Raw genomic sequence first — 12,552 nt, 5'->3', positions numbered from 1 at the left:
GTGGGAGGAGCGGCTGGGCAGCGCCCCGTAAGGGGCGCTGGGGGTACCCCCGGCCGAAGGCTGGGGGAGGAACTGCGCCACCAGCCCCCACGCGCCCGCAGCCGGACTACGGCCTCACCCGGCCATGACCTCCTCCGGCTCCCCGCTCACTCTCGGCTCCGGAGTGCGCGGCGGGGCGGCCGGCCGGTCCCGGTGGGCCGGGTCGGTCACCTCGCCCACCAGCAGCTCGAGGACGTCCTCCAGCGCCGCCAGGCCGAGGACCCTGCCGTTCGCGTCGGCCACCTGGGCCAGGTGGGTCGCTGCCCGGCGCATCACCGTCAGCGCGTCGTCGAGGGGCAGCTCGGCCCGCAGGGTCGTCATCGGGCGCCATATCTGCTGCGGTACCGCCCGGTCGGAGTCCTCCAGGTCGAGTACGTCCTTCACGTGCACGTAGCCCATGAAGGCCCCCGACTCGGCCGCGACCGGGAAGCGGGAGTAGCCGGTGCGGGCGGTGAGCTCGACGATCTGGCCCGGGGTGACCGACGGCGGGACCGTGATCAGGGACTCGCGCCGCAGGAGCACGTCCGTCACCGGGCGGGAGCCCAGTTCCAGCGCGTCCTCCAGCCGCTCCTGCTCCTCGGGGTCGAGGAGGCCCGCCTGGCCGGAGTCCTCCAGGAGCCGGTTGAGCTGCTCGCTGGTGACGACGGCCTCGACCTCGTCCTTCGGCTCGACCCGGAACAGCTTCAGGATGCCGTGGGCGCAGGCGCCGAGGGCGACGGTGATCGGCCGGCACACGCGGGCGAAGGCGACCAGGCCCGGGCTCAGCCACAGCGCCGCCTTCTCCGGCGCCGCCATCGCCAGGTTCTTGGGCACCATCTCGCCGATGACCAGGTGGAAGAAGACCACTCCGGCGAGCGCGATCACATAGCCCAGGGGGTGGATCACGCCCTCCGGCAGATGCACCGCCTCGAACAGCGGCTCCAGCAGGTGGGCCACCGTCGGTTCGGCCACCGCGCCCAGCGTCAGCGAGCAGACGGTGATGCCGAACTGGGCGGCGGCCATCATCTGCGGGAGCCGTTCCAGGCCGTAGAGGACCTGGCGGGCCCGGGCGGTGCCCAGGGGTTCGATCTGGCTGCGGCGGACGGAGACGAGGGCGAACTCGGCGCCGACGAAGAAGCCGTTGGCCAGGACCAGCAGGCCGGCGAAGACCAGTTGGAGGACGCTCATCGGGCGGCCTCCGCGACGGCGGGGGCGGTGCGGACCAGGCGGACCCGTTCCGCGCGGTAGTGGCCGACGCGGCGGACGGACAGCCGCCAGCCGGGCAGCTCGGCACGGTCGCCGGGCGCCGGGATCCGGCCGAGCAGGTCGGCGACCAGGCCGGCGACCGTCTCGTACGGGCCCTCGGGCACGTCGAGGCCTATCCGCTGGAGGATGTCGACGCGGACGCTGCCGTCGACGTCCCAGGCGGGCTTGCCGTCCTGGGCGGGGGCGGCGGCGAGTTCGGGTGCGTCCGGGCTGTCGTGCTCGTCGCGGACCTCGCCGACGAGCTCCTCGACGATGTCCTCCAGGGTGACCACGCCGGCCGTGCCGCCGTACTCGTCGACGACGACCGCGATGGGCTGCTCGGAGCGGAGCCGGGCGAGGAGGGGCTGGACCGGGAGGGTCTCGGGGACCAGCAGGGCCTTGCGGGCGATGCGGCCGACCGGGGTGCGCAGCCGGTCGTGGACCGAGACGGCCAGGGCGTCCTTGAGGTGGGCCATGCCGACGATCTCGTCGATCTTCTCCCGGTAGACGGGGAAGCGGGACAGGCCGGTGGCCCGGGTGAGGTTGACGACGTCCTCGGCGGTCGCCGTGTCCTGGAGGGCGCTGACCTTCACCCGGGGGGTCATGACGTGCTGGGCGGTCAGCTCGCCCAGGGAGAGGGTGCGGACGAACAGGTCGGCCGTGTCCTGTTCCAGCGCGCCGGCCTGGGCGGAGTGCCGGGCCAGCGAGACCAGTTCGCCGGGGGTGCGGGCGGACGCCAGCTCCTCGGTCGGCTCGACGCCGAGGGCGCGGACGAGCCGGTTGGCGACCGTGTTCAGCGCGGCGATGACCGGGCGGAACAGGCGGGAGAAGCGGGCCTGCGGGCCGGCGACGAAGCGTGCGACCTGGAGGGGCTTGGAGACTGCCCAGTTCTTGGGTACGAGTTCGCCGATCACCATCTGGATCGCCGAGGCGAGCAGCATGCCCACCACGACGGCGATACCGGAGACCGCGCCGTCGGGCAGGCCGATCGCGGTGAGCGGGCCGCGCAGCAGCTCGGCCAGTGCCGGTTCGGCGAGCATGCCGACGACGAGGGAGGTGATGGTGATGCCCAGCTGGGTGCCGGAGAGCTGGAAGGAGAGCTCCTTCAGCGATTCGACGACCGTACGGGCGCGCTTGTCGCCGTCGGCGGCGGCCTTCTCGGCCTCGGGCCGCTCCACGGTCACCAGGCCGAACTCGGCGGCCACGAAGAAGCCGTTGGCGAGGATGAGCAGGAACGCGGTTGCCAGGAGCAGCAGGGGGGTGGTCATGATGCCGCCGCCTCCGAAGCCTCGCGGACTGCGGGAAGGCGGTCCGCGGTATGTCGGGAGGGGGCGGCGCAGGTACTACAGGACGATCCGTCCATCGCCGGAGAGGGTCACTCCTCGGGTAGCAGGAACCCCTGTGCGCGGGGCGCGCGACAGGGGTGGAGGCGGGACGTGAAAAGCCTCCGCCAACAGATTAATCAAGACAGGGGCCGGTGCGGCAGGGGCGACGGCCCGGAGACGGCCCCGAAGTTGCGTGATTTCAGCCCTGATGCTGTTCGGGGTCGTGGCTCGCGTGGGCCTCGGCGAGAGCGCGCAGGGCCGTGGCGTCGGCGATGGCGCGCTGCTTGGCGATGCCCGGCTGGATGCCGAGCGCGGGCAGGCTGGTGCCGTCGCTGAGGTTGAGGAACACCCACGGGTCACCCGGGCGGAGGTTCACCTGGACGATCTCCGCCCACTCCAGGCGCCGCTTGCCGGCGATGTTGACGACGGTGACCCCGGACTCGTCGGCGACCACCTTCACCCTGGCCAGCTGGGCCAGCACCCAGAAGATCAGCGCGCCGGTGACGACGAAGCTGAGCTTCTCCCCCGGGCCGAGCTGCTCCAGGAGCAGTGCGACCCCGGAGATGGTGGCGAAGATCGCGACACCCGCGGTGAGCAGGATCACGCGGGTGAGGCCCGGCCGGAAGGTGACGGGAAGGGCGGGAAGCTCGGACATCTCTCGCGTGCCCCCCGGATCAGAGGCGGCAGGCGTGGATGGCCGTGGTCAGGATGGCGCGGGCGCCGATGTCGTACAGGTCGTCCATGATCCGCTGGGCGTCCTTGGTGGGGACCATGGCGCGGACGGCGACCCAGCCCTCGTTGTGCAGCGGGGAGACGGTCGGCGACTCCAGGCCGGGGGTGAGGGCGACGGCCTTCTCCAGCTGCTCGACCCGGCAGTCGTAGTCCATCATCACGTACGTCCGGGCGACCAGGACGCCCTGGAGACGGCGCAGGAACTGCTGGACCTTCGGCTCAGCGGCCTCCTCGGCGTCGGCGCCGGTGCGGCGGATCACGATCGCCTCGGACTTCATGATCGGCTCGCCGAAGACCTCCAGGCCGGCGTTGCGCAGCGAGGTGCCGGTCTCGACGACGTCGGCGATGACCTCGGCGACGCCCAGCTCGATGGCGGTCTCGACGGCGCCGTCGAGGTGGACGACGGAGGCGTCGACGCCGTTGTCGGCGAGGTGCCCCGCGACGATGCCCTCGTAGGAGGTGGCGACCGTCTTGCCCTTCAGGTCCGCCAGGCCGTTCGCCTCGCCGGGCTTGGCGGCGAAGCGGAAGGTGGAGCGGGCGAAGCCGAGCGGCAGGATCTCCTCGGCGTTGGCGCCGGAGTCCACGAGCAGGTCGCGGCCGGTGATGCCGATGTCGAGGCGGCCGGAGGAGACGTAGATCGCGATGTCGCGGGGGCGGAGGTAGAAGAACTCGACGTCGTTGACCGGGTCGACGATGCGGAGTTCCTTGGACTCCCGGCGCTGCCGGTAGCCGGCCTCATGCAGCATGTCCGCCGCAGGTCCTGACAGGGAACCCTTGTTGGGGACGGCGATGCGCAGCATGAGGTCGGCTTCCTTTGCTCGAAAAGGCGGGTTTGTCGGAAAAGGTTCTACAGGTGGGCGTAGACGTCGTCCAGCGAGATACCGCGGGCGACCATCATCACCTGGACGTGGTAGAGCAGCTGCGAGATCTCCTCGGCGGCCGCTTCCTTGCCCTCGTACTCGGCGGCCATCCAGACCTCGGCGGCCTCCTCGACGACCTTCTTGCCGATGGCATGGACCCCCTTGCCGACCAGCTCGGCGGTGCGGGAGGTGGCGGGGTCGCCGTGGGCGGCCTTGTGCTGGAGCTCGGTGAAGAGCTCCTCGAAAGTCTTGTTGGACATGGTGAGCGCCAGACTACGCCAATCGCCGCGTCGCTCAGTGCCAGGGTTCAGATACTGAGCGGAGGGTGGCCGCCGTCGCCACCGCCGCCGTCACCGCCTCGTGGCCCTTGTCCTCGTTGGAGCCCGCAAGGCCGGCGCGGTCCAGAGCCTGCTCCTCGTTGTCGCAGGTGAGTACGCCGAAACCGACGGGGACGCCGGTCTCGACGGTGACCTGGGTGAGGCCCTGGGTGACGCCCTGGCACACATACTCGAAGTGCGGGGTACCGCCGCGGATGACGACGCCGAGGGCGACCACCGCGTCGTAGCCACGGCCGGCGAGGACCTTGGCGGCGACCGAAAGCTCCCAGGTGCCGGGGACCCGGAGCAGGGTCGGCTCGTCGATCCCCAGGTCGCGCAGGGCGCGCAGGGCGCCGTCCACCAGTCCGTCCATCACCTTCGCGTGCCACTGGGACGCGATGACCGCGACCCGCAGGTCGCTGACATTGCGTACCGACAGTTCAGGTGCACCCTTGCCGCTCACGTCTCTCCTCAGTGCTGTTTCTTTACTGGTTGCCGCAGGTGGACAGCGCCGGGGGCGTGTCCAGCCAGGGCAGGTCGTGGCCCATCCGGTCCCGCTTGGTGCGCAGGTAACGGAGGTTGTGCTCGCCCGCCTGTACGGGCATCGGCTCGCGCCCGCTGAGCTTGAGGCCGTGGCTCAGCAGCGCGTCGCTCTTGTCGGGGTTGTTGGTCATCAGGCGGACGCTGCGCACCCCGAGGTCGGTCAGGATCTGGGCGCCGGCGCCGTAGTCGCGGGCGTCGGCGGGCAGGCCGAGTTCGAGGTTGGCGTCGAGGGTGTCGCGGCCGCGCTCCTGGAGTTCGTACGCGCGCAGCTTGGACAGCAGGCCGATGCCGCGCCCCTCGTGGCCGCGCAGGTAGACGACGATGCCCCGGCCCTCGTCCTGGATGCGGTCCAGGGCGGCGTCGAGCTGGGGTCCGCAGTCGCAGCGGGCGGAGCCGAAGACGTCGCCGGTGAGGCACTCGGAGTGGACCCGGACCAGGACGTCCTCGCCGTCGCCGATCTCGCCGTGGACGAGGGCGACGTGCTCGACGCCGTCGGTGGTGGAGCGGTACCCGTAGGCGGTGAAAGTGCCGTGCTTGGTGGGCAGGTTGACCTCGGCCTCGCGGCGCACGGTGGGTTCGGCGGCCCGGCGGTAGATGATCAGGTCAGCGATGGAGATGATCGTCAGGCCGTGCTTGCGGGCGAACGGGATCAGCTCGGGGAGGCGGAGCATCCGGCCGTCCTCGCCGGCGATCTCCACGATGGCGCCGACCGGGCGCAGGCCCGCGAGGCGGGCGAGGTCGACGGCGGCCTCGGTGTGGCCGTTGCGGACCAGGACGCCACCGGGGCGGGCGCGCAGCGGGAAGACGTGGCCGGGGCGGACGAGGTCGGTCGGTTCGGCGTCGCCGCTCGCCAGCAGCCTGAGTGTGGTGGCGCGGTCGGCGGCCGAGATGCCGGTGGTGACGCCGTGCGCGGCGGACGCGTCCACGGAGACGGTGAACGCGGTCTTCATGGACTCGGTGTTGTCACCGACCATCTGCGGCAGGTCGAGCCGCTCCAGCTCCTCGCCCTCCATCGGGGCGCAGATCAGGCCGCGGCACTCGCTCATCATGAAGGCGACGATCTCGGGGGTGATCTTCTCGGCGGCGATGACGAGGTCGCCCTCGTTCTCGCGGTCCTCGTCGTCGACGACCACGATCGGGCGGCCGGCCGCGATGTCGGCGATGGCCTGCTCGACCGGGTCGAGGGTGAGGTCCTCGGCGCCTTCGGTGCTGTAGAGGATGGGTGCCGCAGTCATGCGGGTGCTCCTTCCAGAGCGGGCCGCGTGCCCTGGCGGGAGCGCAGCCACCAGTCGCGCAGGCCCCACAGGACGAGCGCGCCGTAGATGACGTAGACGAAGCCGGAGAAGGCGTAGCCGTTGGTGAAGTTGAGGGGGACTCCGACCGCGTCGACCAGGAGCCAGGCGATCCAGAACTCGACCATGCCGCGCGCCTGGGCGTACATGGCGACGACGGTGCCGACGAAGATGTACGCGTCCGGCCAGGGGTCCCAGGACAGGGACGGGTAGGCCTTGAAGAGCAGGGCGACGGCGACCGTGCCGACGGCCGCGGCGGCGACCATCGCGCCGCGCTCCTGCCAGGTGGCGAAGCGCGGGACGATGTGTCCGTCACCGCCGTCCTCGGTCCGGCCCTTGTTGCGGTTCCACTGCCACCAGCCGTACAGGGCGACGACCATGACGACGACCTGCTTGCCGGCACTGCCGGCGAGGTGGCCGTAGAAGGCGGTGAACAGGACCAGGCCGGAGAGGAACTGCACCGGCCAGGTGAGCAGCGAACGGCGCCAGCCGAGGGCGAGGGTGATCAGGCCGAGGATGTTCCCGATCATGTCGGACCAGATGATGTGCTGGCCGAGGAGGGTGAAGGCCTCGGAGTTCAGCCAGTTCACCGGTCCGCTCCCTGCGTGTTCGCGAGCAGGCGCTCCACGTACTTGGCGACGACGTCGACCTCCAGGTTGACCGGGTCGCCGGGCTGCTTGTGGCCGAGGGTGGTGAGGTCGAGGGTGGTGGGGATCAGGCTGACCGTGAAGTAGTCGGAGCCGGCCTCGACGACGGTGAGGCTGATGCCGTCGACCGTGATCGAGCCCTTCTCGACGACGTAGCGGGCGAGGTCGGCCGGGAGGGAGACCTTGACGATCTCCCAGTGCTCGGAGGGCGTGCGGGCCAGGACCTGGCCGGTGCCGTCGACATGGCCCTGCACGATGTGGCCGCCGAGACGGGAGCCGACCGCGGTGGGGCGCTCCAGGTTGACGCGGGAGCCGACGTCCAGGGCACCGAGGGAGGAACGCTTGAGGGTCTCCGCCATCACGTCGGCGGTGAACTCGTCGCCCTCGTGCTCCACGACGGTCAGACAGACGCCGTTCACGGCGATGGAGTCGCCGTGCTGCGCGCCCTCGGTCACTACGGGGCCACGGAGCCGGAAACGGGACGCATCGCCGAGGTTCTCGACGGCGGTGACCTCACCCAGCTCTTCGACGATTCCGGTGAACACTTCCCGGGTCCTCCTGCCTCAACGGGGCACGGACTCCGGGGCCTGTCGACGGACGACAGAATGGACGGACGATCACACCGAGGGCGACGCCGAAAAGGCCCCGCCCACGAGGGACGAGACCAGATACGGCGGCGCGCACACGTACATGCTCGCCCGCCGCGCACTGCCTCCCATCCGGACTTTAACCGTCGGTCCAGGAATTTCACCTGGTCAACCGGCCGCTGGAAGCGGACGGGTCGCGGACTGTAACCGCCGGTTCGGAGTTTCACCGACCCCGGAGTGCGCTGCTTCTGGTACATGGCCAGTGTGCCACGCCCTGTTGCGGTCCATACAGGGGAACCGTGTGGGGTGCCTCACAGCCCGTGCCGCTGGACTTCCCGGACGGACCGTCGTGTGCCCAACGGGCGTGCGGACCAGGACTCTTGACTCCGATTCACATCTATTGACCCTACTGGTCTAGTCCTTTTAGGGTTCGGACGGACCCGGTGGCGGTGACGACGGCCCTTGCCCGTCGCCGGGCCCGCCCAATCCGGGCGGCCCGGGCCCGGTACGCCGAGCGGGGTCAGCGGTCCGGCGCCGCGAAGAGTTCGTCCTGGGCGCGCTCGCGTGCGGTGAGCAGGGCGCCGCGCAGGACGGCCGCGCCACCCAGGGTGCCGGCGCGCACCTCGGTGGCCAGCGGGGACATGCGGCGGAGCCGCGCCTCGACCCGCGTGGCGAGCGCCGCGCCGCCGGCGGGGCCGATCTCGCCGCCGAGGACCACGCAGCCGGGGTCCAGGATGGCGACGACGGCGGCGACGCCGACGGCGATGCGGTCGGCGAGGGCGTCCAGGAAACGGGCGGCACGCTCGGCGGGGGGTGCCGGGTCCGGTCGGGGGTCGGGCGCGGCGCCGTCCTGGCCGGTCGCGCCCACGCGGCGGAGCCGCATATCGATACGGCCCGCGCCCCTTTGGGGCGCGACCGGGGCGCCGCCGGCCGCCAGGCGTACCACCTCCTCGACCACGCGGTCGGCGGACAGGTCCGCCGACCCCACGCCGTACTCCCGCGCCAGCTCCGCGATCGCCGCCGCGCCCACCAGCGAGTGGTAGCCGCCGGAGCAGTCCGTCGCCGTCGGCAGTCCGGCCGTGCCCGGCACCGGCAGGAAGCCGATCTCGCCCGTGCCGCCGGAGGCGCCCCGGCGCAGGCTGCCGTCGAGCACGACGGCGGCGCCGCAGCTGTTGCCCAGCCAGAGCAGGACGAAGGTGTCACGGTCCCGGGCGACGCCCTCCCGCTGTTCGGCGAGGGCGGCCAGGTTGGTCTCGTTCTCGACGCCGACCCGGGCCTGCGGGAAGCGTTCCTGGAGGGCCGCGACGAGCCGGCGGTGCCAGGCGGGCAGGCCGGCCGAGTCGCGGAGCTCACCGGTGGCCGGATCGACGAGCCCGGGCGCCCCGATGCCCACGGTGTGCAGCTGTCCCCCGTCCCCGGACACCCCCGCCTCCTTGACCGAGCGCTCCACCAGCTCCACCGCCTGCTCGACGGCCGCCGCCTCCCCCTCCTCCGGGGCCACCGGCACCGACCCGTCCGCCAGCACCCGCCCCACCAGGTCGGAGACCAGCACCGAGACGCTCTCGGTGCGCACGTCGAGGGCGGCCAGGTACGCGCGGTCGGCGACGATGCCGTACAGCCGGGCATTGGGCCCCCGGCGCTGCTCGCCCGACTCGCCGACCACCGTGATCAGGCCGGACGCGGTGAGCCGTTCGACGAGGTCGGCGACGGTCGGCCGGGACAGTCCGGTCAGCTGCTTCAACTGCCCTGCCGTCAGCGGGCCTTCCTGCTGGAGCAGGCTCAGCGCGAGCCGGTCGTTGATGGCCCGGGCGGTACTCGGTGATGCGGGCATGACGGGCATCCTCCCAGATCCGTATGGCCCAGGACGGCCACATAACTCTCTATCTATCAGGCAGGGTCCCTGATAGTTTACGGCGGACAGCGGGCGGCACCCACCCGGGGAGGGGCAGGACCATGAAAGACGTGGGTTACGAGCAGCACGGGGTGAAGCGGGCGCGGTACGCCGTCGCGGCCGTGTTCACCGTGCACGGTGCCGTCACCGGCTCGTTCGCGACCCGAGTGCCGTGGGTCCAGGACCATGCCTCGCTCAGCGCCGGGCAGTTGGGCTTCGCGCTCGCGTTCACGGCGTTCGGCGCCTCGTGCTCGATGCCGCTGGCCGGCCGGATCAGCCACCGCTTCGGGAGCCGTACGGCGCTGCGCGGGCTGATCGCGATGTGGACGCTGTCGCTGATCCTGCCGTCGCTCGCCACGAACCTGTATCTGCTGTGTCTGGCGATGTTCGCGTACGGCGCGAGCGCCGGCATGGCGGACGTGGTGATGAACGCGCTCGGCGTGGAGATCGAGCGGGTGCTCGACAGGTCGATCATGTCCGGGCTGCACGGCATGTGGAGCGCGGGCACCCTGCTCGGCTCGGCGGCGGGCACCCTGGCCGCGCATCTGGGCACGGACGCGCGCGTGCACTTCGCCCTGGCCTCGGCCGTTCTCACCGTGCTCGGCGCGCTGGCGGCCGGCTTCGTCCTGGACGTCAGGCCCGGCGAGGACGAGGAGCCGCCGCCGCGGTTCACGCTGCCGCCCCGGTCGGCACTGCTCATCGGCACGGTGGGCTTCTGCGCGGTGTTCGCGGAGGGGGCGAGCCTGGACTGGTCGGCGGTGTTCCTGCGGGACCGGATGGACAGTTCGGCCGGGCTCGCGGCGGCCACCACCACCGGGTTCATGCTGGCCATGGCGGTGGCCCGGATCAGCGGGGACGCGGTGGTGAACCGTTTCGGCGCGGTCCGTACCGTGCGCGCCGGGGGTGTGCTGGCCGCGCTCGGCGGGCTGCTGGTGGTCCTCGCCGGGCAGCCGGCGGTGGCGATGACCGGGTTCGGGCTGATGGGCCTCGGCATCGCGGTCGTCGTACCGCTGTGCTTCGCGGCGGCCGGACACGCCGGGCCGAACCCGAGTCAGGCCATCGCGGGCGTGGCGACGATCACCTACACCTCGGGCCTGATCGCGCCCAGCCTGATCGGCGGAATCGCCCAGGCGACCAGTCTGGTGGTGTCGTTCTGCCTGGTCACGGTACTGGCGCTGGGGTTGGTGGCGTTCGCGGGCGTGCTGCGCGCCGGCACGCGGGGCTCGCGCGCGGAGGTCAGCCCCGAGACCGCAGCAGTTCCCGGCCCACGGCCCTGAACGTCTCGCTCCAGGGGGCGGGGCGCAGGGTGGCGGCGTCCAGCCGGACGAGCACCCGGGTGCCCCGCGCGTAGGTGGTCGCACCGTCCGGCGAGCAGAAGCGGAAGCCGTAGGTCAGGCCGGTGGTGCCGAGCCTTTCCAGCCAGAGGTGGACCGCGTAGGTGCCCGACCTGGTGACCGGCGCCTCGTAGCTGATCAGCAGTTCCCTGACCACGTTGCAGGCGTCCCCGGCGGCGGCCCAGTCGCCGTCGAAGCGGATGCCGTGCTCCTGCCACAGCTCGGTCCAGGCGCGCTCGACCAGCAGCGGGTAGCGGGCGTTGTGCAGCATCCCGAGCGCGTCGAGGTCGTCGAAGTGGACGCTGACCGGCAGCAGCCGGCCGTAGGAGAGGGCGGGGGCGGGCAGAGCTTCGGCGGTCACGGGTGGGGCTCCTGAGCACTGGACGAAGCGGTGGGGACACTCCATCCTAAGCGGACGCTCAGGAGCCCCGGCCGGGGTGGGGCCGGTCAGCCCGCGATCGAGTCCAGCTGCTCGGCGGCCGGCCGCAGCGCCCAGAGGTCACCGCCGGGCGGTGTCTCCAGCCGCCGCACCGCCTTCTGGGCCGCCTTGTCGCCGGCGTCGGCCGCCGCGTGCACGACGTCGCTCGCCGCGTACCGGTGGAACTCCAGCTCCGGGTACGCCCAGGCGGCCGCTCCGGTCGCGGCCGGCAGCAGGTAGTCCACGGCCTTGAACAGGCTCTGCCCGTCCGGCCCCCGGTAGCTCCAGAGGTTCACGCCGACGTGCCGGCCGATGGCCGCGAGCCGGGTGTAGGCGACCAGGTCGAAGGTCGAGTAGTGCCAGCTCCTGGTGCGGGCCAGTTCCTGCGGCTGGCTGCCGTCGCCCGAGACCTGCGGGTCTATCCGCTTCGCCCGCGCGTCCAGCACGGTCTGCCTGGCCAGCGCCTTGTCGCCGGTCGCGTAGGCGAGGGCGGCGAGCTGCATGTCGTAGAAGGTGCCGTGGTTGTTGGCGGCGGCCCCCTCCTCCTTGCCGAAGGCGCTGTTCTTGAGCCAGCCGAGGAAGTCGGTGTTCCAGCTCCGCATCCCCGCCCGGTCGTCGGCGCTCCAGCCGGGGGCCCCGGTGCCGAGGATCGCCAGCGCGTCGACCACGCTGGTGTACGACTGGGAGAAGTCGATGATGCCGATGGCCCGGCCGTCGTACTTGCACGGGATGAACTGGGCGTGGTTCAGGTTCGGGTTCATCCGGGTCGCCGGGTCGAGGAACCAGGTGCGCAGGACCTGTCCGGCCTTCTCGGCGTACTCCCGCTTGCCGGTGTAGTACCAGGCCAGGGAGAGGTCGTACGTCGAGTCGAAGACCTTCTCGACGTCCTGGCGGTCGGTGCCGCTGTCGACCTCGGGATTGCGCTGGCCGTCGCGCTGGACGTAGGGGCAGCCCCAGGGGTTGTCGGCGGTGGGGGCGGTGGTGGGCCACCAGTAGGGGGCCTGGCTGAGGTAGTCGTGGACGTCGCCGCCCGGGGCGGGCTTGGGCTTGTCGACGACGGTCCACGGGCCCTGGTCCAGCCAGGTGTCGGCGCGGGTGGTCAGGTCGCGCAGCGCGCGCCGGAGTTGCGGGTCGCCGTCGCGCAGTTCGGCCCTGGTGTGCTGGAGCCGGGCGCCGTCGAGGACGGCGGTGTCCGGGGCCCTGGTCGCGGCGTGGGCGGAGGGGACGAGGACCGCTCCGAACGCCACCAGGGTCGTCAGCAGCACGGCCGCGCGGGATCTTCCACTCATCGAGTACTCCGATCAACCTGAAATCAGATATATGAACCCAGTTCATGAGTAGGA

13 protein-coding genes and 1 riboswitch are annotated in these 12,552 nt (G+C 71.8%); of the genes, 1 reads left to right on the top strand and 12 read right to left on the bottom strand.

Translation table 11 applies throughout. From position 1 onward, the window contains the following. Positions 1 to 114: 114 nt before the first annotated feature. From ABT137_RS08845 to ABT137_RS08800, 10 genes are all read right to left on the bottom strand, one after another. Positions 115 to 1,206 carry a hemolysin family protein gene (locus tag ABT137_RS08845; RefSeq protein ID WP_351704663.1) on the bottom strand — a complete coding sequence of 364 codons (1,092 nt, stop codon included), beginning with the start codon at positions 1,204 to 1,206 and terminating at the stop codon, positions 115 to 117. Beyond that, on the bottom strand, positions 1,203 to 2,531 hold the full coding sequence (locus ABT137_RS08840; protein ID WP_351704660.1) for a hemolysin family protein: 1,329 nt from the start codon (positions 2,529 to 2,531) through the stop codon (positions 1,203 to 1,205). Before ABT137_RS08840 ends, ABT137_RS08845 begins: the two co-directional genes overlap by 4 nt. 256 nt (positions 2,532 to 2,787) lie before the next feature. Beyond that, positions 2,788 to 3,243, bottom strand: coding sequence for a PH domain-containing protein (locus tag ABT137_RS08835; protein ID WP_351704657.1), 456 nt, complete (start codon positions 3,241 to 3,243; stop codon positions 2,788 to 2,790). A gap of 19 nt (positions 3,244 to 3,262) precedes the next feature. Beyond that, entirely contained in the window at positions 3,263 to 4,120 is an 858-nt protein-coding gene (hisG, locus tag ABT137_RS08830) for an ATP phosphoribosyltransferase (protein WP_351704654.1), read from the bottom strand. A 47-nt stretch (positions 4,121 to 4,167) separates the two neighbouring features. Continuing rightward, positions 4,168 to 4,440, bottom strand: coding sequence for a phosphoribosyl-ATP diphosphatase (locus tag ABT137_RS08825; RefSeq protein WP_030946750.1), 273 nt, complete (start codon positions 4,438 to 4,440; stop codon positions 4,168 to 4,170). Between the two features lie 34 nt (positions 4,441 to 4,474). Then, on the bottom strand, positions 4,475 to 4,960 hold the full coding sequence (ribH, locus tag ABT137_RS08820; RefSeq protein ID WP_351704651.1) for a 6,7-dimethyl-8-ribityllumazine synthase: 486 nt from the start codon (positions 4,958 to 4,960) through the stop codon (positions 4,475 to 4,477). A gap of 22 nt (positions 4,961 to 4,982) precedes the next feature. Further along, positions 4,983 to 6,275 carry a bifunctional 3,4-dihydroxy-2-butanone-4-phosphate synthase/GTP cyclohydrolase II gene (locus tag ABT137_RS08815; RefSeq protein WP_351704649.1) on the bottom strand — a complete coding sequence of 431 codons (1,293 nt, stop codon included), beginning with the start codon at positions 6,273 to 6,275 and terminating at the stop codon, positions 4,983 to 4,985. Further along, the gene (gene pnuC, locus ABT137_RS08810) at positions 6,272 to 6,922 is read right to left on the bottom strand and encodes a nicotinamide riboside transporter PnuC (RefSeq protein WP_351704646.1); all 651 of its coding nucleotides are present in this window, start codon (positions 6,920 to 6,922) and stop codon (positions 6,272 to 6,274) included. The genes ABT137_RS08815 and pnuC overlap by 4 nt, the downstream gene beginning before the upstream one ends. After that, the gene (locus ABT137_RS08805; protein WP_351704643.1) at positions 6,919 to 7,524 is read right to left on the bottom strand and encodes a riboflavin synthase; all 606 of its coding nucleotides are present in this window, start codon (positions 7,522 to 7,524) and stop codon (positions 6,919 to 6,921) included. The genes pnuC and ABT137_RS08805 overlap by 4 nt, the downstream gene beginning before the upstream one ends. Positions 7,525 to 7,680: 156 nt before the next feature. Then, a riboswitch (FMN riboswitch) is annotated at positions 7,681 to 7,811 on the bottom strand. A 275-nt stretch (positions 7,812 to 8,086) separates the two neighbouring features. Continuing rightward, complete coding sequence (locus ABT137_RS08800; protein WP_351704640.1) at positions 8,087 to 9,397, bottom strand: ROK family transcriptional regulator; 1,311 nt, start codon at positions 9,395 to 9,397, stop codon at positions 8,087 to 8,089. Between the two features lie 122 nt (positions 9,398 to 9,519). On the opposite strand from ABT137_RS08800, the gene ABT137_RS08795 reads away from it, so the two are divergent. After that, positions 9,520 to 10,734 carry an MFS transporter gene (locus tag ABT137_RS08795; RefSeq protein WP_351704637.1) on the top strand — a complete coding sequence of 405 codons (1,215 nt, stop codon included), beginning with the start codon at positions 9,520 to 9,522 and terminating at the stop codon, positions 10,732 to 10,734. Here the strand turns inward: ABT137_RS08795 and ABT137_RS08790 are convergent. Both ABT137_RS08790 and ABT137_RS08785 read right to left on the bottom strand, forming a co-directional pair. Beyond that, positions 10,694 to 11,152 carry an acyl-CoA thioesterase gene (locus ABT137_RS08790; protein ID WP_351704634.1) on the bottom strand — a complete coding sequence of 153 codons (459 nt, stop codon included), beginning with the start codon at positions 11,150 to 11,152 and terminating at the stop codon, positions 10,694 to 10,696. The genes ABT137_RS08795 and ABT137_RS08790 overlap by 41 nt on opposite strands. Positions 11,153 to 11,238: 86 nt before the next feature. After that, positions 11,239 to 12,498: an alginate lyase family protein gene (locus tag ABT137_RS08785; protein WP_351704631.1), complete on the bottom strand. Its 1,260-nt coding sequence runs from the start codon at positions 12,496 to 12,498 to the stop codon at positions 11,239 to 11,241. Positions 12,499 to 12,552 lie beyond the last annotated feature (54 nt).

The organism is Streptomyces sp. NPDC001980, assembly GCF_040296885.1.
GTDB lineage: Bacteria > Actinomycetota > Actinomycetes > Streptomycetales > Streptomycetaceae > Streptomyces.
This window is presented reverse-complemented; position numbering and strand designations above follow the sequence as displayed.